The organism is Algoriphagus litoralis, assembly GCF_003259255.1.
Lineage (GTDB): Bacteria > Bacteroidota > Bacteroidia > Cytophagales > Cyclobacteriaceae > Algoriphagus > Algoriphagus litoralis.
In genome coordinates this window covers 1-21,154 of the sequence record NZ_QGOL01000003.1, presented here as the reverse complement: position 1 = coordinate 21,154, position 21,154 = coordinate 1, and the positions used below count along the sequence as shown (strand labels likewise).

11 protein-coding genes are annotated in these 21,154 nt (G+C 44.2%); 4 read left to right on the top strand and 7 right to left on the bottom strand.

The window, feature by feature from the left end; genetic code table 11:
- Positions 1 to 209 precede the first annotated feature (209 nt).
- The 3 genes from DK188_RS03420 to DK188_RS03410 all read left to right on the top strand — a co-directional run bounded on the left by DK188_RS03420 (position 210) and on the right by DK188_RS03410 (position 5,472).
- Complete coding sequence (locus tag DK188_RS03420; RefSeq protein WP_157963155.1) at positions 210 to 992, top strand: DUF6090 family protein; 783 nt, start codon at positions 210 to 212, stop codon at positions 990 to 992.
- Between the two features lie 242 nt (positions 993 to 1,234).
- Entirely contained in the window at positions 1,235 to 3,568 is a 2,334-nt protein-coding gene (gene eutB, locus DK188_RS03415) for an ethanolamine ammonia-lyase subunit EutB (protein ID WP_232825654.1), read from the top strand.
- A gap of 431 nt (positions 3,569 to 3,999) precedes the next feature.
- On the top strand, positions 4,000 to 5,472 hold the full coding sequence (locus tag DK188_RS03410; RefSeq protein WP_111669405.1) for an alpha-amylase: 1,473 nt from the start codon (positions 4,000 to 4,002) through the stop codon (positions 5,470 to 5,472).
- 632 nt (positions 5,473 to 6,104) lie between these two features.
- Here the strand turns inward: DK188_RS03410 and katG are convergent.
- The 4 genes from katG to DK188_RS03390 form a co-directional block, all read right to left on the bottom strand.
- Positions 6,105 to 8,321, bottom strand: a complete 2,217-nt coding sequence (katG, locus tag DK188_RS03405) for a catalase/peroxidase HPI (protein ID WP_111669404.1) — start codon at positions 8,319 to 8,321, stop codon at positions 6,105 to 6,107.
- Positions 8,322 to 8,547: 226 nt separating this feature from the next.
- Positions 8,548 to 9,621 carry an acyl-CoA dehydrogenase gene (locus DK188_RS03400; RefSeq protein ID WP_232825653.1) on the bottom strand — a complete coding sequence of 358 codons (1,074 nt, stop codon included), beginning with the start codon at positions 9,619 to 9,621 and terminating at the stop codon, positions 8,548 to 8,550.
- Between the two features lie 596 nt (positions 9,622 to 10,217).
- Positions 10,218 to 11,510, bottom strand: a complete 1,293-nt coding sequence (locus DK188_RS03395; RefSeq protein WP_111669808.1) for a prolyl oligopeptidase family serine peptidase — start codon at positions 11,508 to 11,510, stop codon at positions 10,218 to 10,220.
- A 136-nt stretch (positions 11,511 to 11,646) separates the two neighbouring features.
- Positions 11,647 to 14,409, bottom strand: a complete 2,763-nt coding sequence (locus tag DK188_RS03390) for a carboxypeptidase-like regulatory domain-containing protein (RefSeq protein ID WP_111669403.1) — start codon at positions 14,407 to 14,409, stop codon at positions 11,647 to 11,649.
- Positions 14,410 to 14,683: 274 nt separating this feature from the next.
- On the opposite strand from DK188_RS03390, the gene DK188_RS03385 reads away from it, so the two are divergent.
- Entirely contained in the window at positions 14,684 to 14,875 is a 192-nt protein-coding gene (locus tag DK188_RS03385) for a hypothetical protein (RefSeq protein ID WP_111669402.1), read from the top strand.
- 51 nt (positions 14,876 to 14,926) lie between these two features.
- Here DK188_RS03385 and DK188_RS03380 read toward each other — a convergent pair whose 3' ends face one another.
- From DK188_RS03380 to DK188_RS03370, 3 genes are all read right to left on the bottom strand, one after another.
- Positions 14,927 to 16,495 carry a S8 family peptidase gene (locus DK188_RS03380; RefSeq protein ID WP_111669401.1) on the bottom strand — a complete coding sequence of 523 codons (1,569 nt, stop codon included), beginning with the start codon at positions 16,493 to 16,495 and terminating at the stop codon, positions 14,927 to 14,929.
- Between the two features lie 718 nt (positions 16,496 to 17,213).
- Positions 17,214 to 18,809 (bottom strand): NAD(P)/FAD-dependent oxidoreductase, encoded by a 1,596-nt coding sequence (locus DK188_RS03375; RefSeq protein ID WP_111669400.1) that lies wholly within the window; start codon positions 18,807 to 18,809, stop codon positions 17,214 to 17,216.
- 181 nt (positions 18,810 to 18,990) lie between these two features.
- Entirely contained in the window at positions 18,991 to 20,901 is a 1,911-nt protein-coding gene (locus DK188_RS03370; protein ID WP_111669399.1) for a polysaccharide biosynthesis protein, read from the bottom strand.
- Between the last annotated feature and the right edge of the window lie 253 nt (positions 20,902 to 21,154).

The following is a 21,154-nucleotide window of genomic DNA, read 5'->3' as shown; positions in this document are numbered from 1 at the left end:
GCATCTTTCTTTCCAAAAGCAATTGCTGTTTTTACCAGCTAAAAATTGAACTGAAGTTTGCTTGGAGCCAAAATAAGGATCCAGAAATGACTTGAGCCAGCTAAAGATGATTCAGATAGCATATTTCCATTTAAGTTTGATTCACAAAAACCAAGTCCTTTGCAATAAAGTGGTGTAAATCATGGATATTGAGCTATTCGATCTCAGGCATGATACCTTACCTTCAAAAAATAAGACGAAAACTTCTGGCAGAAAATAGGGTCAGCAAATACTTGGTCTATGCGACCGGAGAGATCATTTTGGTCGTCATAGGTATCCTGATCGCTGTGGCGGTAAATAATTATTCCGAAAGAAACAAAGCTGTCAATCAGTCCAGCTTGTTTTTGCGGGACATGCTCGACGATCTGGCCTCTGACACTGCCTATCTGTCCAAAATGCTCCTACAGATCGATAACCAGTTGGCTTTGGAAGACTGGATGTTGAAAAAGCAGGAGTTTGAACCACACGATCTGGACTCGATCCGACTGGCTGTTGCTAAAGGAAACTGGACCTTCACCATCAACGACAGGTCCTTCCAAAACATCCAAAATTCAAGCTATTCCAAGCTGATTGGCTATGAGGAGCTCTACGCCGAGGTGTCCAAATACTACATGACGACTAAAGCACGTGTGGATCTCAACAATCAGACGGAGCTTTTGGCAGCGACAAAGAAAAGCGAGTTTGATGAAGTGTTAGAGAAAAATCTCCTGATCAGCACTCGGGAATTTCTGGATTATTCAGGAGTAAAAATCAGCATGGATTTTCCCGGTTCACAAAAGTCCGGAGATGCACAGGCTATATTTGAAAGTCTGGCTGAAATCAGCACCAAAAACACACTTTTTGAGAAAAACGCTAGGCATAACTTCATCTACACCGCCCTTATCCTTTGCAATTATGAAGCGAAAGCCTTGGTGAAAAGAATTACTGCAGCCTTGGAAAATAACGAAGATTAGCTACTTGTTTCATTTTCCCTAATCACTAAGACACTTTACCAGGATCAGAAACCCAATTTTTCAGCTAATTCATCAAACAGGAAAAAAACAAGCCGATTTCTTCATCTTAGCTCGTCTAAGTTTACCAAAGCGTTAATTTTTCAACCTAGAAACTGATAAACGGAAGTTTTTTTCTAATTTGAGGATAGGGGGATTTACGAAACCCGTCCAAACCCACATGACCTCCACGCAACTCGAACATCATGCAACAGAAGATCAGCCGAAATCAGTTTTTGGTACAATTGGGGCTCATGGGTACATCCGCACTACTTTTCAATTCCTGTGATTTTTCGTCCTCCATCACTGGAGCCGAAGCTCCTGAGATTGGATTGCCGATTGAGAAAGAAGGCATTTTTGAATATATCCTCCGGGAAAATGGCAAGTTGAATCAGACCCTCTACCGACAGATCATCGGCGCTGCCAATGCCTTCAAAGAAGGTGATCTCACACTCGGAATTGCGGCAAAATCCGAGACTTCCCGCCAAAATGCGCGAACACTTTTGGCTAATACCAAGGTGGGCGACTTAAAACAGCAGTCCCTCTTCACCGACGAACTCTACCAATTGATCCAAAGCACGACAAAAGAAAATGAGGCCTTGGATTCTTGGACCATGGCTGAGTTGAAAGAATTCCTGCTCAGCAAGACCGAGTCTGAGATCAAAGAAATCATGCCCGCCTTGAGCAGTGATATCATTGCCTGTGTGGTCAAATTGATGACGAATGAAGAGTTGATCCAGGTGGGACAAAAGGTCTTTAACCCTATTCCCGGTACACAGATCGGTAGCAAAGGATACCTCAGTGCCCGGGTCCAACCCAACTCCCCTACCGACAACCCGACGGACATTATCTGGCAAGTGTTTGATGCCTGGGCTTATGGTGTCGGTGACCTCGTCCTTGGAACCAATCCTGTATCCAGCGACCCAAAATCGGTAGCAGAAATCGAGAAAACCCTCTACGATGTGATTACCACTTTTGGCCTGGAAAAGACCATTTCCAACTGTGTCCTGTCCCACATCGATGTGCAAGCGGAAGCCGAAAAAATCTATCCCGGCACCACAGGAATTTGGTTTCAGAGTCTAGCAGGCACTGTGAATGCGAATAAGACCTTTGATGTCAGCATTGAGAAAATGAATCGCCATATGGAATCCCGGAGAGGGCAATTTGGACTCTACGCTGAGACGGGTCAAGGCGCCGATTTTACCAATGGCCATGGTGAGGGTTTTGACATGGTGGTACACGAGTCCCGAAAATATGGTTTTGTGCGCGCGCTTCAAGCCAAGCTTTCGGAAGGAAAAAGTCCTGAGGAATCACCCTGGGTTCACATGAATGACGTGGCAGGCTTTATAGGTCCGGAAGTTTTCAAGACCAAGGAACAGCTCGTCCGCTGCTGCCTGGAGGATACAGTGATGGGCAAACTCCATGGACTGACGATCGGCTTGGATGTGTGTTCGACCCTTCACATGGATGTTTCCCTGGATGATTTAGACTGGTGTATTACTCAGATCATGCCTGCAAATCCTGCATATCTGATGGCTTTGCCTACCAAAAATGACCCGATGCTGAGCTACCTGACGACCGGTTTTTACAACCATGTCAAAATCAGGGAAGAGTTTGGCTATAAGATCAATGACGCCATGTGGGATTTTTTCAAAAAAATAGAAATCATCGGCGAAGACAATCGGCCAATGGCGCATTTTGGTGACCCGACTTGGGTTTACTATAAATACCGACAGGCGAAAAGTGACCTCCGAACACGGGAGGAAATCATGGCAGAAGGACGGCAACTCATCGCAGAAATTGAAGATCGGGGTGTTCCGATTGCGCAGGGATTTGGAGAAAATGTCTGGGATCTTCATCCCGATCTGGATGCGAAAATACACGCTTTGTATGAAGATGCGAAAGTGAGTATTTGGGCAGAAATGCCCCAGACTTTTATCGAAAGCATTCCAAACTCCATCGCCTTGATCACCCAGTCCAAAGATCGAAAAGACTACGTCTATCATCCCGAGACCGGAGAAAAACTCAGCAAAACCTCACAGGAAAGCCTGAAATCCATTCGCTCCAACTGGGGAAAGGAAATCCCTGACGTACAATTCATCATTTCGGATGGACTGAATGCAAGAGCAATCACCGATGAGGCGCATCTTTTTCCATTTTTGGAAAATCTTAGTTACTCCTTAAAAGCAAAAGGATTGAGGGTCAGCGATCAAAATCTCGTTTTCACTCACGGACGAGTCCGTGCCGGATATGCGGCTGGAGAAGTACTTTTTGGAGAGACCTCCTCCTCAAATATTCGCAAAGGAATTATCCACATCATCGGGGAAAGACCGGGCTCAGGCCATCATAATTTCTCCGCATACATCACATCGGCCAATGCCTCAGAATGGGGAAAGTCAGGGACAGTTGACCACAATATTACACGTGTAGTTTCGGGAATTTCGGACACGTCCTTGGAACCGAAGAAGGCTGCTAAAGAAGTTGCGCAGTTGTTTGAAGCCCTTTTTCACCAGCAAAGCGAAGGAAAGCCGATAGGTTGAAGTCCATGAAAAACATACCTCTGTGGTCAATTTTCAGAAAAACAGAGGGATTCTTCTTTGTCAGACTTAGAAATCAATAGATCCATACACTTCTAGTCTGGAAATCCGACTTTCAAATTCAAGGGAATTGGGGTGTAGCTAGGCAATTTTAGCAAACAACTTAAGCGTTTAGAAAAATGATCCGGATTATCTGGCTGGTTTTTTGAAAACAAAGTAGTTCGAAACTCTTAATTAAACACAAATCATAGGGGATAAATCGGAAGGGATAACAGCTTTTTCAAGCCATAAATAACTTGGGACCACTTTTCGTTTCAATGGACCAAAAGCCGGTTTGATCCATTAAACTACTGTTGTAAAACTTGAATAATAGCTTCCATTTGCTGGTAAAGGCAATGACTTTTTCTCATAAAACCAAAACTATAGAACATCAGATGTCGGAACAAAACGGAGTAATGATGCAGTTTTTTCATTGGTATACGACCAATGATGGCAGCCATTGGAATCAGCTGGCGGAGGAGGCTCAGTCTCTGGCAGAAGCTGGAATCAGCAGCCTGTGGTTACCTCCCGCTTACAAGGGTGCTAATGGTGAAAATGACACCGGATACGGCACTTATGACTTGTTTGACCTGGGTGAGTTTGACCAAAAAGGCTCCAAACGAACCAAATACGGAACCAAGGAAGAATACCTCCGAGCGATCAAAACTGCTCAATCGCATGGAATTCAGGTCTATGCTGACATTGTACTCAACCATAAAATGGGAGCAGATCATGAGGAAAAGCTGATGGCCACCCCATTTGATCCGAATGACCACAACAATCAGATCGGCGAGCATCAAGAGATCGTAGCTTGGACACATTTTTCTTTCCCAGGGAGAAAAGGCAAATATTCAGAGCTGCAGTGGCACTGGTGGCACTTTTCAGCGACCGATCTGAATACGTTGGATCATGACATGAAAGCTGTTTTTCTTTTTGAAGGCAAGTCATTTGGTGAAGAGGATCCTGAGGTAGGCAAGGTGGACTACCTCATGGGCTGCAATATTGATTTTCAAAATCCAGATGTGCGTCATGAGCTTTTCTATTGGGGCGAATGGTATCTCGAAACCACTGGTATCGATGGGTTTAGAATTGATGCGTTGAAACACCTGGATTTTGAGTTTATCACCGAATGGATAAACCACCTGAGAGCCAAGGCCGGTAAAAATCTCTTTGCCGTGGGTGAAAATTGGGCAGAACATACGACCGGAGTGGAGAAATTTTTCTCCGAAACAGATGGAGGCATGATGCTATTTGATGTTGATCTGCACTCCAATCTCTCCAGAGCGAGTAAAAATGCGGATAGCTTCGACATAAGCACAGTTTTCGAGAACACTTTGGTTCAAAATCATCCTGAGTTAGCGGTGACATTTGTGAGTAATCACGACACTCAGCCTCTTCAAAAGATGGAAACCGTAGTGGAAGCTTGGTTTAAGCCACTCGCCTACGCACTCATCCTTCTGAGGAAATCAGGCTATCCCTGCATTTTTGCGGCGGATTATTACGGAGCACATTACACCGACAAAGGTAAAGACGGTCAGGACTATGAAATCTGGATGGATCGGCATCATGATTTGTTGAATGGCTTTTTGTATGCGAGAAAGACCTTTTGCTACGGTCCTCAATACGATTATTTCGATCATCCAACCTGTATTGGATGGACCCGAGCCAGCAATGAGCGAAATCAAAAAGGCATGGCCGTCATTCTCAGCACGGGCGATTCCGGATCGAAGCATATGGAAACGGGATCTCCAAACACGACCTACTATGATCTGACGGGCCATATCCAGGAGGAAATTCAAACTGACGAGTCGGGATGGGCCGAATTCCGCTGTGAAGCCGGATCCGTATCGGTCTGGCTGCCTAGGTAGCCATTCCTTTATACCATTGTGTCCAAACGATATCAAGCTCCTATGCCCCAATTGGAAACCTGAGTTATCGAAGAAAATATTTTAACTGAGATTTCAGAATAAAACCCAAACAATCAACACTAAACAACTTTCAAGATGAATAATATTTTCAAAGGTTTGATCGCCGGATATGGTGCCAAAAAACTTGGAGGCGGCTGTATCAGCACTATTATAGTTTTCGCAATTATTTGGTTTCTGCTTGGCCAATGCAGTTAATTTCAAAGTAAAACTCCTATTGAAATTGTGACGGCAAAAAGCGATTTAGCGCAAGATGATTTTCGCAATCTTGCCAGTGGCCAAATTTCAATAAGTTTCACCTCGACTTGGTATGACCTGCTCACCAACCGTCCTTAAATGACCGTTTGTTTTTGTTTTCTCCTTCTCCTTATTAATACCCTCAAATCCGGTGGCCAAGCCCTGTCAATGAGCATGCCTGCACTGAGCTAGTCGACGTGTCGAGTCAATTTTGATCTACTGGCAGAGAAGGGGATAATCAGGTAGCGTAAAATCTCAAATCCCCAGAAGGAAATCCTGAGAATAAAAAAAGCGATCCGTTTCCAGATCGCTTTCTTTAAATATATTGACTTCTACGGTTAGGCTAAATCAAAGCGGTCAAGATTCATGACCTTGTGCCAAGCTGCAATGAAGTCTTTGACAAACTTCTCTCTGCCATCTTCGCAACCGTAAACTTCCGATACTGCTCTCAACTCAGAGTTTGAAGCAAAAATCAGGTCCACACGGGTGGCAGTCCATTTCGGTTCGCCTGTCTTGCGATCGCTGCCTACGAATACGGTTTGAGAATCAGAAGTAGCTCTCCAGGTCGTTCCCATATCCAATAGATTTAGGAAGTAATCGTTGGTGAGCACTTCAGGAGTATGCGTAAATACGCCATGCTTTGATTTGTCAAAGTTTGCATTCAACACACGCATACCGCCTACCAAGACGGTCATCTCAGGAGCCGTAAGGTTAAGAAGTTGTGCTTTGTCTACTAGCATTTCTTCTGCAGATGCCAAGTTTTTCGCATTGAAGTAGTTTCTGAAACCATCCGCTTTTGGCTCCAAGAATGCGAAAGAATCTACTTCGGTATCTTCCTGAGCAGCATCCATTCTACCTGGAGTAAATGGTACACTTACTTCAAAACCAGCTGCTTTAGCTGCTTTCTCCACACCTGCACATCCTGCCAAAACGATCAAATCCGCCAATGACACTTTTTTATTTCCTCCAGCTGTGCTGTTGAATTCTTCCTGAATACTTTCGAGTGTACCCAATACTTTGGACAACTGAGCTGGATTATTCGCCTCCCAGTTTTTCATTGGAGTCAGACGGATTCTTGCTCCGTTGGCTCCACCACGCTTATCAGATCCTCTAAAAGTGGAAGCAGAAGCCCAAGCGGTAGAAACCAACTCAGAGACTGTCAGACCTGAAGCCAAGATGTTAGCTTTCAGGTTTGCAATATCATTTGCATCAACCAACTCATGGTTTACTGCAGGAATAGGATCTTGCCAGATCAGATCTTCAGCAGGAACCTCTGGACCCAAGTAACGGGTTTTTGGTCCCATGTCACGGTGAGTGAGTTTAAACCAAGCTTTTGCGAAAGCATCTGCAAATTCCTCTGGATTTTCGTAGAAGTGTCTGGATACTTTTTCATACGCTGGGTCTACACGTAGCGCAAGGTCGGTAGTCAGCATGAAAGGTTTGTGGAATTTACCGGGAATGTGCGCATCAGGAATGATGGCATCGGCATCTTTGGCCTGCCACTGATGAGCTCCTGCCGGGCTTTTCACCAATTCCCACTCATGCTCAAAGAGGAATTTGAAGTAATCATGGCCCCACTTGGCTGGTGTAGAAGTCCAGGCTCCTTCCAATCCTGAGGTGATGGTATCTGCACCTACACCTGTACCGTAGGTGTTTTTCCAACCCATGCCCATCTCTTCGATGCTTGCACCTTCAGGCTCGGGGCCAACATATTTTCCAGGATCTGCAGCACCGTGAGTTTTACCGAACGTATGACCCCCTGCGATCAAAGCCACAGTTTCGTAATCATTCATCGCCATTCGGCCAAAAGTCTCTCTAATGTCATGGGCCGCTCCCTGAGGATCTGGTTGACCTTGTGGTCCTTCCGGATTCACATAGATTAGTCCCATGTGTGATGCGCCAAGTGGCTGCTCCAATTCACGATTGCCGGTATAGCGCTTGTCGTCGCCCATCCACTGACCTTCAGAACCCCAGTACACATCTTCAGCTGGCTCCCATACATCAGCACGTCCACCTGCAAAACCGAAGGTTTTAAAACCCATAGTTTCCAGCGCGACATTACCTGTGAGGATCATCAAATCCGCCCAAGAAAGTTTCTTGCCATATTTCTTTTTGATAGGCCAAAGCAGAAAACGGGCTTTGTCTAGGTTGGCATTATCAGGCCAGCTATTCAAAGGAGCGAATCGCTGCGTACCAAATCCTCCACCGCCACGTCCATCCTGAACACGGTACGTACCCGCACTGTGCCAAGCCATACGGATCATGAAAGGTCCATAATGACCATAATCTGCAGGCCACCAGTCTTGAGATGTCTGAAGTACATCTGCAATGTCTTTTTTAACAGCCGAAAGGTCCAATGTTTTGAATTCCTCAGCATAGTTAAAGTCTTTTTCCATTGGGTTGGAAAGCGCGGAGTGCTGACGCAAAATATTCAGCTTCAACTGGTTTGGCCACCAGTCACGGTTCCTAGGTCCTGCTCCTGCAGCTTGGGAGAGTTGACCATTGTGAAAGGGACATTTGCTGATGTCACCGTCATTCATGTTGTATGAACTCATAGTATAAAAGGTTTATGTAATTTCAAGAGTACGAATTTACCAAAAAGAATCAATATGTAATTGGTTTTTCGATTGATAAAAACTATGACTATTATCATTCAAAAATGAAACTTAATCGATCCTTTGGTAAGGATAAAGGGATCCAAAAGCTAAGCGAATGAATTAAACCAACTTAGCTTAAACGGATTTTTCAATGGAATTTTTATCGCTTGCGTTAAGATAAAACTCAAAAAGGGAAAGTCAATAACGCATGCTGACTTACCGTATTGAAATCTCTCCATACGCGATTGAGTTCAGTGTGAGTTTTTGCGGCTTCCAATCCCGCAAATGGATGCATTCTGGCATTGATTTCCCGGCAAATGCCTGTGAGTTTGCGGCTGGATCTACTGACGGATTTGAGAGTTGTGGCAGTTATTTTTCCCTTGGTTTCCAATTCATCCCAAGACTTCGCTATTGCTTGATAAAATTGCCCCCTACCCGTCTGCAGCTTGTTTTCACAGGAACTTGCCAGTTTCCGGAAGTAGTCCAACTGCTTTGGATCGTAGGTTCTGAATTCGTGTCGCTTCCAAAAAGTCGCCGAAATCAAATTTTGGAGATGCTGAGTAATTCCCAAAATATTCACTGCCAAGGTGGCCTCGGCAAACTGAAGAAATGGATAGCGGTAGAGGGGTTCATCTCTGCTGACTTTTTCAGGAATTATCTCGAAAGCCCGATCCAAAGGAACCATTAGATTTTCTGCTTTGAAAGCATGACTTCCGGTGGCTATCATGCCCATGTAACTCCAGCCATCGAGGATTTCGACTTCTTCTTTATGGAGTATAAATGCTTTGACCAAGGGTTTTCCCTGTAAGTCCAAGACCTGCTTTCCTTCTTCCAAAAGCTCACAATTCGCCGTAAAATACGTGGCGTGCAAAGCGCCAGAGGCATAAGTCCAAGAGCCGGAAATCTCATAGTGATCCCCTACCCGATTGGCTTTTCCCCCAACAAATCCACTTCCTGCCAAGCAAACTTTGGGATCTGCGAAAATCTCCTGACTGAGCTTTTCATCCAAAAATCCCACAAACCAAGCTGCTCCAGCGCAAAGGGTCACGGTCCAGCCCATACTAGCATCTAGTTCTGCAAGCCTTTCTTCCACTTCCAAAGCCTCTGGCAAAGTCAATCCAAGTCCATCAAGTTCTTTGGGAACAAAAAGTTTGAATGAATTTTCCCGATAAATAAAGTCGAGCATTTCGGGAGTAAGACAGCCCTGCTTTTCGGCTTGAGGTGCCCAATGGGAGTTGACCAAGTCTGATGTAATCATTAGACAAGTTTACGAAGAAAGACGGAAGAGCTTTAGGTTTTTGGAAAGAAGGCAGGTTCTAAAATAAAAAATGATTATCCGCAAATACACCACTTGGCAAATTTAATTAGAAGATATGAAGGTCAATGTTTGGTAGCCCAAGACCCGAAGGATCGTAACAATTCATACCTGTCCGCCGAGGCGGAACCCCCGGTGTAGCCGGGGGGAAAGTCAAGATATTAGAAAAGGAGCCCTGAAAGGGTGATGCGTTGAAGTTTCACCCTTTCAGCGCTCAAAGGAAGGAAATTATCAATGACTGCCCTGCACTCCGTACAGGGTTATGAATGGTTTAGCTCCTTCGGAGCCGCTTCGGAGGTGGATTGAAATTTGGTAGAAGAATAAATGCTACAAATTTTATTATCCTTTCAACTTTGCACTGGTATGTAGCAGATAATCAACAAAAAAATGCTGCTTTCGGTAAAGCAGCATAACTGAAATTTCTCGCTAAAAAGAAAAGCCGCAAAAGTGGCCAAAAACCTTGGCGCCTTTTGCGGCTTTTCGAGAAGGAAGCAGACTTTTGCCGTGGTGGGTGTTTCCCCAAACCACAACATGCTCAGCTACTTTTTCTTTTTCTGAGCAGCCATCCACTCCATGATGGTCACCGGACGGCCATTGAGCAAAACTGGAGAACCGTCGAAGTCAGTTCGGGCTACATTGGCATGAGAGTAAATCCAAGACCAATGCCCGTTGTATCGGAAGTCATCGCCCCCATAAAATCCGGTAATATCGGTGACATTGTCATGGTAGCTAAAGAAGACATTTTTGGCTCCAGCTTGCTTGAGTCTGTGATAAAGGGGAACCACAGTTTCATCAGGCTTGGTCGTATTGTCATCTTTGGCATGCACAAACCACATCGGAACATTCTTTATTTTCTGGATTTGAGCATCGCTGATAAATTCATTGTTGTAGGCTAAGGCACTGATATAGCCTGCTGCAAAATAGTCCGGGTGCTCCAAAATCAACTTGAGCGAGATATAGCCTCCATTGGAGCAGCCTCCGACATAGATTCGGGTAGGATCAATCTGGGGATTTTTGGCTACATAATCCTGAATCAACGCAAACACAGCCCCATTGTAAATATCATTGACTTGGCCACGGGTCATCCCTTCACCACTGTCCATCCAGAAGGTTGGAGTCTGTGGGATCAACACAAAAGCTCCATCAAAAAGCACTTGAATCTCAGGCGAAGCATAGTTGTAGGCCTTATTCCCCATCATGGCAATAGTGGGATCCGTTCCTCCCTCTCCTCCTCCATGAAGCCAAATGATCAGGGGCGCTTTTTCTTTGATTGACTTAGGGGCAAATGCAGCATAGGTCAGCGAGGTGTTGTCATGAGTGAAAGTTCCTGTCAGGTCAAATTCATCCACGATGGGTCGGATACGACCGGATTCTTTATTCCAGATTTGCCCGGATTTGGCGTGAAGTACCGTCAGAGAATAATCGATCCATACATTGGAAGCCCGATTGCCCATTCGCAGATACTGAATCGGCGAACCGATAGGCTGAACTGGGCTTACCGCCAAAACCAAAGTCATGTGCTTTCCCTCTTCCATTCGGTTTCCATTTTCGTCGGAAGGATAACCATACACGATGGAACGCTTTCCTGAAGTTAGTGCTGCTGGAATTTCGCCTAAGCTTGAGCTTCGGCTGACAAAAATCTCAAAGTCAGCGGGGTTGAGTTCTTTGGGATTTTGGCTTACCGGCAAAATTACTTTGCTGACGGCTGGCCCCCAATCAAAGCCTTCAATTACCAGCTTGTAAGCTGCTGGTTCGGGAGCAGTTGATTCTGCAGAAAATCCCAAAATTGGGATACATAGCAGAAATAAAATGAGTTTGAGTGTTTTGATCATAACAGGTTTAGGTTTTGGGTTTGAATGAAATCGAATTGAAATTTCACAAAAGGAAGGAATCAATTCAAGTAAATTATACAATCGGCGAAAATGAATTGCGTTTTCCTAGATACTGTCGTAGAATGTCAGCGAAAACTTACTTGAGGTCTATCGGAAGGGTTCGGGAAAAGGCCTCCCCGTCTGGAGTCCTGCCTTCCACTTTTATGGCAAGACGTTCCAAACCATAAGGAACTTTGATTTTCACTTTGAGTGTACCATTCTCAGTCGTACCGAGTGGTTCCCAATAGAGAGTTGGTTTTCGCTTCAAATAGCTGTCTGATGGAGGATTATTCGGGAACGCGGGAAAATCGGAAAAGCCAACTACTGGAAAGATCTGAAAACCTTCAGAATTGAATTTTTTATCGGAGTTGGGACCGGTTCGGAAACCATTTTTCGTTTCGATCATGATGACCCCAGAGTACCCAGCCATTCCAAAAATGGATTTACTTATGTTATCAGAATATACTTTTATGGATTTAAGCTGGGAAGGTTCGAAGGAATCCAGCATTTCTGAATATTCGATATCACTCAGGAAGGGAAACGATTGACCGTCTACGATGATCAAAGGCGCTCCTACTGATTCCCCATAATTGTAATTACCAAATTTCTTTCCTTTCAATCGCAATTTTCCAAAGATTTCGGCCATCGTTAATTTTTCCAAATCCTCAGGGCCCACTTCCTGTGTTGGCTCACCATATCCATAGTTGCGGTCAGCCATAGTCTCTTTTACTTGATCTTCTTCTTTGACAAATTCTTCCAGTAAAATGTAATCATTGGATCGATCGACAAAAGATTCTGACTCCACCGGAAGGGAAATAAGGGTGTATTTGGTACTTGGAAAAGATCCTTTAAAAATCGGACGGGTAAATTCTACCAAGCTGACACTGCCTGTTGATTTCAACTTCTCATCCAGTGCAGCGATAGCAATCTGAGCGGTGTCCTTGTAATAAAAGCCAGAGGCCCAAAATCTTCCTGAAGAATCGGAGTTAACTACTCCAAAATCTTCCAAATCGCCTAACACCAAAGTAATGGGAAGGGCTAATTCTCCCCTCTTTTTAGAAGAAAAGTACTTCCCTTCCACAGAAATTCCATATTCTACCGGATGGGCAAGTTCGGAGTCAAAAGTCTCGGGAAGGCTCACATCCAACCAATCCAATTCATTTTCGAGCTGATATTTCGAATCGGGATCTGCTGCTGCTTTTGCATCCAATGCTGAAAGGAGAAATTCCGCGTCCACAGGATTTTCGAATTCGTCCCGGAATTTTAATTCCAAGTCCAGCAGTCTAAACGTGAGTGAATCCTGAACAGAATACTTAGGCAAAATCTCCAATTCTCCGTAAAAGTCTTCCGCCTCCTTGCTTTTCACCTCTACCAATTCATTCGTATCCAAAATAGGAAAAGGGAATTCAAAAATATCCCGTTCGCCAAAGTTCAAGCTCCAACGGGTGTAGGCTCGGAGGAGATAATTTCCTTTTTCCAATGAGTCTTGGAGCACCACTCCACCGGAAATTCTCCCCCTTTCAATGGGAAAAGTACCTTGGAATACGGTTTTCAATTTGTCATTGAGTATGTCCACATAGACCACCCGGCTGAGCGAATCCTGCTGGCTGGAATTTTGGTAATTCATCATTCCTCCAAACCACAGGGTCTCACCCGGATAGTAAAAAACCTTGTTGGTAGATAGCCAAGGCTTTTCCCGAAGGCGGTTCAACTTCAAATATCTTCCTTGAAACTCCTGAAAATCCTCAATAAAGCCATCAAAGCCTTCCTTTGGCATAAAGTCCAAAGGGAGCGCACGAGCCATCCGCTGTCGCCCCATATACCCGGAGAGCACCAATTGGGTGGGATGGAGAAGTATTCCACTTCGGTCCACATCGAAATACCCCGAGGGAGCTAAAATCCAGGAAATAGCATGATAGATATTTGTGTAATAGTCACTGGGCCAAGTCTTGGTCAGGTGATGAACTTCGATCCGATCCGGAAGAAAAATCCGATAGGTTCCATTTCCAAGCGGCTTGGTATAGATGGTCTCCGGCATGACGGGAATGATCGATTTCTTTAGCTCATAGTAAAAATCATTGGTCCGATCCTCTTTGGGTACACCGGGATTTGCCTGATATAGCTCATAACCCTGGGAACCGAAATTTTTCAAGAGTAGGGAAAGTGCCAAATGCCTGACCGAATTGCGGTAATTTAGCTCCTTTTCCAACTTCCATACTTCAGATGAAAGGGAATCAGCAGCAGGTATTTCCCTGTAAAAAGCCTGACCAAAAAAGCGGGAAGCATTTCTGAGCATTCGAAAATCCTGCAGGTAATAATCAATCTCGTAGCCAAGCGCTTTATTGCTCAGCTTCAGAGGAAGGTCCGCACTGGCCTTGATGTAATTATATCCCTTTTCCGGTTTGACCCGTTCGAAATCCAAGACCCAGGGATTTAAGATCTCAATGTCACGACCATAGGGATCGTCGGGAACAGCCAAAAAGACCTCCTTAAACATTTTTAGGTTTCGTTCCCAGGATTTGTCCCGCTTGGCTTTGAGTTCTACTTCCGAGAGATTCGATTCGTTGAACGCGAGTTGGAAATCAATTTTCAATACTGCTTTTTCCTTCACAGAAACTGTCTTGACTTCCGTGATATAGCCTACAAAGGAGGCTACCAACTCTATATTTGATGAGAATTCTCCGCTTATTCTAAACCTGCCCTCTGAATCAGTTGCGGCACCGATGGTAGTATTGTTAACAAAAACGTTGGCAAAAGGAAGTGGCAAACCTGAGTCTTTGTCTACCACGGTACCCGTGATGGTTTGGGAAAAACTAAATCCAGAGGCGAGTAAAAAACAAATAAAAAGGATTTTTCGCATTGGAAATCAGCAAGTAGTATTCTGGGTCTATAAATAATTTTTAAAATAACCTTTAATTCCCAAATGATTTCTTTAGACCAAAAGTTTTTTAGGAATGGTTTATAATTTTCGGTAGTTCAATTTTTCAGGGAGTCAAAATCGTGTTTATGCTGTCCGCGGACAACTGTTCGGTATCGAAGCAGTGCAAATTCTAAAAAGAGCCTCTGGGATCTTTGAAGGTCCATTTCTGCGATTGGAATGTAATTTGAGTTATTTGCAAACAAACCACACAAGCATGCTGACCTTTATCCTTTGGCTCATTCTTTTTATTATTTGCTGGCCTATCGCTATTGCGGCCCTGATCTTATATCCATTTGTTTGGCTTCTGTTGCTGCCCTTTCGCTTGTTGGGATTTGCTGTGGAGTTGAGTTTTGATTTGGTGCGGAATATTTTCATGCTGCCATTCAGACTTGTTGGAATTAAATAAAAAAAGCCCATTTCTCTGAGGAAATGGGCTTGAAAATCAGTTTTAAAACAATCAGTTTACTCCAACTGCTGCGGCTGCGTTGAGGTTACCATAGCCATATTGGGAATTTCGAGTAGGGAAAAGGGCTGAGGTACCTCTCAACTGAGCCAAAACCTGATCTCTTGTCCAACCTGGATTTTTTGCCCAAACTAAAGCTGCAATTCCGGATGCTGTAGCTGTAGCCACAGATGAACCTCCAACTGTTGCAGGATTATTTCCAGAGTTGGGTACAGTCAGCGGTTTGGTATTGGTGCCTGCCCGCTCCATCACTACGGTGAATTCCACCTTGCTACCCGAATGACAGGTATCGCAACGCTGGTAGCCGCTTCCTTCCTTCACTCCTGTCACAGCAATTGTCTCAGCCATTGTAGCAGGAAAAATAACTCCAAACCAATTGGTAAATGAGGTGGAAGTGCCCGCTGCCGCAAAAATCAATTTACCACGATTGTAAGCATAGCGGACAGCATCTGCTACTTTGGAATTGGAAAACACATCCCCAATGGACATGCTGATGATTTTGACATCGGATCGATTTCCCAATAAAACCAGTGCTTCAGCCACACCATTTTTCTCGTCCGAAGTATTGACAATCACATCGCTCGTTCCTCTGACAGTGATCAAATTGGAATTGTAAGCAACGCCGACTGCATTTCCAATAGAATTCCTTGGGGCAGCCACCACACCCGCCATAGCTGTGCCGTGACCACATTGATCATTGGGTCCATCGTAGGATTTCCAAAGCCAAAATCCAGTCTTGTACGTGCCAAACTTCAGAACTGACCTCCCGGAAGATTCTCCGGAATTAAAAGAAGAGCCCATCAATGGCTGGTTGGGAGATATTCCCGTGTCGATGACACCTACTGTGATTCCTGCACCTGTACTTTGGCTCCAGGCCTGCGTAATTCCCATTTGTGGATAGTTCCAAGAAGCTTTTGCATTGGGTGTGATTACAGAAAAATCATTTGTGGAGAGATTACCTTGGGAGTCGTTGGAGCAACCAGAATCGCTGGTAATTCGTGCGTAAGGATTCTCCGAATTGAGTAGCTCATAATTGAACTGGTACCCAACTGGTTCGAAATACCTCACCTCAGGCATTTTCCGCAGGTTTTGCAGGACTTCAAAATCTGTGATTTTCACCTCCAGATAGGGCAATGCCTCATGGATTTCAATCTCCTGATTTCTGACTCTGTAGGCTGGACTTCCATTTTTTTCCAGAGTTTCAGAGATCATCCCAATAATTTTGGAAGCAGAAGATTGCCAAGCGGGACTTTTCAGCTCGTCCAATCCGATTCTGGAGTTGGGTTGACTCATTTCTGCAGGCTTATATCCTATGGTCAGGATCGAATCTCCCTGCATCAAAGCACTGAAGAGGAGTCTGTCGGATTGATCCATCCAGATGAAATCGCCAGTTTCCTGTAAGGACTTCAGGATTAGCTGATCAATTTCAGATTGGGGAATCAGGTCAGTCTGGGTTTCATTCTGCTCCACTAGGGAGACCGATGGCTTTTCTTCCTGGGTACAGGAAGCTACTAGAAGCGCCCCAAAAACAAGGGCAAGGTTGATTTTGGTTTTTAAAAACATAGTAAAAAAGAGTTAGATGAATTGACTATCAGTAATTTAAATCAAAAAAAATTAGGATTGAAGTCACTTAGGCAAATATGAAAATCAAAGGTGAAAAGAGCACCCCAAAAGGAGTTTACTGGGGCCTTTTGCAAGAAAAAATAATATGATTATCCGCAAAGATGCCACTAGGCAAATTTAATTAGGAGATATAAAGGTCAATGTTTGGTAGCCTAAGATCCGAAGGATCGTAACAATTCATACCTGTCCGCCGAGGCGGAACCCCCGGTGTAGCCGGGGGCAAAGTCAAGATATTAGAAAAGGAGCCCTGAAAGGGTGACACGTTGAAGTTTCACCCTTTCAGGGCTCAAAGGAAAGAAATTATCAATGACTACCCTGCACTCCGTACAGGGTTCCACCATGGTGGACAGGCATGAATGGTTTGGCTCCTTCGGAGCTAATTAAGAAGGCTATTTGAGATTTTGTAAAAATTTCGACTTCATAAATCTTATTCTGCTTTCACTTTAGTGCTGGTGCAATTGCGGATATACATGAAAATTAATTTGATAATCTGTAATCTTGCCAGTAGCCAAATTTCTTTAGCTTCATCTCGACTTGGTTCGACACGTCGACGCGCGCAGTGCAGGCTTGCTCAGTGAAGGTAAGCTCACCAAGCGTCTTTTGATGACCGTTTGTTTTGGTTTTTGGGAAGGAGGGGAAAATATCCTATTGAATAAAATTATCCTGTGTACGGTCCTGAATTCACATAAGCTGAAATTAATTTTTCGGCACAGCGCTCCCCATCCATTGCTGCGGAGACAATCCCGCCTGCATATCCTGCTCCCTCTCCGCAGGGATAGAGTCGTTTGATTTGGGGATGTTCAAAGGTTTCCTTATCCCGGGGAATTCTGACTGGTGAGGAAGTGCGGCTTTCTACTCCGATCAGTTGGGCTTCATTGGTGAAATACCCCTTCATCTTTTGTCCAAAAGCTTTGAAAGCCATGGCCATTCGGGCTGAAATAAAGTCTGGCAACACTTCCCTCATTTCTGCGGATTCCAAACCTGGCTGATAGGACGTATCCAAGAGAGATCCACTTACCTTTTTGTTCACAAAGTCAACCATGCGCTGGGCAGGTGCTACTTGGGTTTTACCTCCTACTTCCCATGCCTTTTTTTCAATATCGGCCTGGAAATACATCGCTGCCAGGGAACCGTATTTCTGATATTGGGGCAGATCTTCCAATTCCACAGAAACGACCATGCCGGAATTGGCAAACTTGCTATCTCTACGACTCGGACTCATTCCATTGACCACTAACTCCCCGGGAGCTGTGGCTGCCGGGACTATAAAACCTCCAGGACACATGCAAAAGCTAAAAACTCCCCGTTGCTTTCCTTTGTATTCTGTTTGCTGGACCAAGGAATACGATGAAGCAGGCAAGTAGGGTCCACGATCAAGTTCACAATGGTACTGTATGCGATCGATTAGATTTTGGCTATGCTCTATTCTGACACCTAGGGCAAAGGGTTTTGCCTCGATAAGTACTTTCCGAGTATCCAAAAGTTGGAAAATATCACGGGCTGAATGCCCTGTCGCCAGGATTACACCCAGACCTTTGATCTTGTCTCCCTGATGGGTTACAACACCTTTAATCTCATTTCCTTCCAAAATGAGATCTTCCACCCGGGTTTCAAAGTAAATTTCTCCACCAGATTCCAGAATGCTTTCCCGTAGCTTGGCAACCAAAACCGGGAGTTTATTTGTACCAATGTGGGGATGAGCGTCAACCAGGATTTCTTCAGTCGCGCCATGTGCCACTAGGATTTCCATGATTCGGCGGATGTCTCCCCGCTTTTTGGATCGGGTGTAAAGTTTCCCATCAGAATAGGTCCCTGCCCCACCTTCTCCAAAGCAATAATTCGAGTCAGGATTTACGACACCTTCCTTATTAATTGCAGCCAAATCACGTCTTCTTGCCCGGACGTCCTTGCCCCGCTCGATTACAATAGGCTTTACGCCCAACTCGATGGCTCTCAGCGCTGCAAAAAGCCCAGCGGGACCTGCTCCTACTATGACAATTGGTTCGGCATTTTGAACCTGGCCATATTCTGGAAAGTGATCCAAAAGCGATCCTGGAGATTCGTTGATAAACAATTCAGCCTCGACATTGACGAGGACCTTGCGTCCACGCGCATCGATTGATCTGCGGGTTTGTCTGACAAAAGCTTGTTCCTGTTGGACAGAAATTCCGGATTTCTTTAGAACGATTTGTTTAAAAAATTCAGGATCATAGGCCTCAGCAGGGCTGAGTTGAAGTGCGAAGTTCTTTTTCATTTGGGTAAGGTATTTATCCTTAAATCGCCCCAAAAGTACAAAGAAGAACCCAGAATCCAGATGGGTTATTTTGCTCAAAGACGATAGAACTAAAGATCCTTTTCAGGCTATAGTTTTACAGACGATGAAATATGGGGAAATGGAAAAACTACCTTCTCAAAAAATCAATTCCTAATTCTTCTCAATTCATCCGATCTAAAACTTCGAATCGGGAAGAGTTTGAGATGTATTCCGGCACTAGCGCTTTCAAATGTCTTACGACATCTGTTTCATTATTTTTACCGATTAACTCGTGGAAAAATTCAATCTGCCCGTCGATTTTATGGTATGAGGAAGGGAGTACCTGTGCAATCTTGATCTTTGGATGATGGGTGATCTTTACAGTCTCAAAATCATTGAGCAGTTCTTCGTAAAGCTTTTCTCCCTCCCGGAGTCCGGTGAATTGAATTTTTATATCCGTATCCACTTTCTTGCCTGAGAGTTGAATCATTTTCTTAGCCAGATCAAGAATCTTGATGGGTTCGCCCATATCGAAAACGAAAATCTCTCCGCCTTCGCCCATTACTCCAGCTTCCAAAACCAGTTGGCAAGCTTCCGGAATGGTCATAAAATACCGGGTGATTTCAGGGTGAGTCACTGAAATCGGTCCACCATTTAGGATTTGCTTTTTGAAAAGTGGGATCACAGAACCATTGGAACCCAACACGTTTCCAAATCTGGTCGTGATGAATCGGGTATGATATTTCTTGTGATTTAATTCAAGGTATTCGTTCAAGGCCTGCACATACATCTCAGCAGCGCGTTTGCTTGCCCCCATAACATTGGTAGGATTCACTGCCTTGTCCGTTGAGACAAAAACGAATTTTTCAACTTGGGCCAAAACTGCGAGATCGGCAAGGATCTTAGTCCCTAAAACATTGGCATGAATGGCCTCCTCTGGATAGTTCTCCATCATCGGCACATGCTTATAGGCTGCAGCATGAAAAACAACCTGGGGTTTGAACTCCTTGAAGACTTCTTTCATCTTCTTTTTGTTCCGCACATCTCCTAGGATGATTTTTATCGCACATCCTGGATGGTGTTCTTTGAATTCCTGCTCGACATCATACAAAGGTGATTCTGCTATATCCAGCATGACAATCAATTTGGGATGATAGTAGGAAATCTGACGGCAAAGTTCTGATCCAATTGATCCTGCAGCTCCCGATACCAAAACTGTTTTGCCTCTCAAATCCTCCTCAATCCTAGGATTATCCAAAATGATCTGCTCTCGGCTCAGTAAATCTTCGATTTTGATTTCGCGAATGGCCCCTGCTGTCAATCCCCCATTAATCCACTGATCTACCGGTGGCACCATGGAGACAGAAACATTCAGTCTTAGACATTCGTCGATAATTTCATTTTTGCGGTGCACAGATAAATCCCGAACTGCAATGATCAATTCGGTGATGGCATATTGCTTCACCAGTTTTTCAAGATCATCCAGACCGCGGTATATGCGCTTTCCGTCAATATTTTTGCCTTCTTTTTTTGGATCATCGTCCAAGAAAGCAACAATATTCATCTGGCTTTTGCTGTCATTCTTGATCGCTTCCTGCGCAATAATCCCCGCCTCTCCTGCCCCAAAAATGACTCCGTGGCGTAAATCTTTCTCAGCAAATCCATTTTTAAGATAGACAAACAGTTCTTTTACCAATAAGCGATAAAAGATCAACATGAATATCGAAGAGAGACTGGCAATGATCAGAACTGATGTAGGAAGAAGAAAGCGGTCGTTCAGAAAATTCCCGTGGAAGAAATTCAGGAAAAGGAATAAAACAAATGTGATCAGGACTGTCTTAAAAATATTAGAACCGTCACGAAGTCCTGTATGACGAACAATTCCTTCGTAGCTTCGGGTGTTCTGCATGACCAAAAGGCCACCAACCATAAAGGTAAAACTACCTGCAAAAGCATCGTTCTGCTCGATTAATTCAAGTTCAAAATTGAACCTTACCAGATATCCAAAAAGGGCACAAGTAAAAAGAATCAGGGAATCCAATGAAGCAATAATCCATCTTGGAAGGATTTTAAGCTTTGTTAAAAAATTCATAGTAGAGATATTTTCAAATAGTCAAAATCAACAATTCACACTATTTATTCACAATACGTGCGCAAAGTACGCAGATTTTTCCAAATTCTACATTTTCACTTTTTTTTTCGAAAAAATGGAACACATGAAAAATCAAGCACTCGACAATTCCTGTTTAATTCAGAATCTGAAATTTAATTCCATTTACGACCTCGTTGGGACAAATGGATTTAGAAGGATGAATTTTAAAAAATATGATTATCCGCAAAGATGC

Coding starts and splice junctions, on each gene's coding strand:
- katG (WP_111669404.1), bottom strand. CDS start 8,321: ATGAGTTCATACAACATGAATGACGGTGACATCAGCAAATGTCCCTTT.
- DK188_RS03395 (WP_111669808.1), bottom strand. CDS start 11,510: ATGATCAAAACACTCAAACTCATTTTATTTCTGCTATGTATCCCAATT.
- eutB (WP_232825654.1), top strand. CDS start 1,235: ATGCAACAGAAGATCAGCCGAAATCAGTTTTTGGTACAATTGGGGCTC.
- DK188_RS03380 (WP_111669401.1), bottom strand. CDS start 16,495: ATGTTTTTAAAAACCAAAATCAACCTTGCCCTTGTTTTTGGGGCGCTT.
- DK188_RS03370 (WP_111669399.1), bottom strand. CDS start 20,901: ATGAATTTTTTAACAAAGCTTAAAATCCTTCCAAGATGGATTATTGCT.
- DK188_RS03390 (WP_111669403.1), bottom strand. CDS start 14,409: ATGCGAAAAATCCTTTTTATTTGTTTTTTACTCGCCTCTGGATTTAGT.
- DK188_RS03385 (WP_111669402.1), top strand. CDS start 14,684: ATGCTGACCTTTATCCTTTGGCTCATTCTTTTTATTATTTGCTGGCCT.
- DK188_RS03400 (WP_232825653.1), bottom strand. CDS start 9,621: ATGATTACATCAGACTTGGTCAACTCCCATTGGGCACCTCAAGCCGAA.
- DK188_RS03420 (WP_157963155.1), top strand. CDS start 210: ATGATACCTTACCTTCAAAAAATAAGACGAAAACTTCTGGCAGAAAAT.
- DK188_RS03410 (WP_111669405.1), top strand. CDS start 4,000: ATGTCGGAACAAAACGGAGTAATGATGCAGTTTTTTCATTGGTATACG.
- DK188_RS03375 (WP_111669400.1), bottom strand. CDS start 18,809: ATGAAAAAGAACTTCGCACTTCAACTCAGCCCTGCTGAGGCCTATGAT.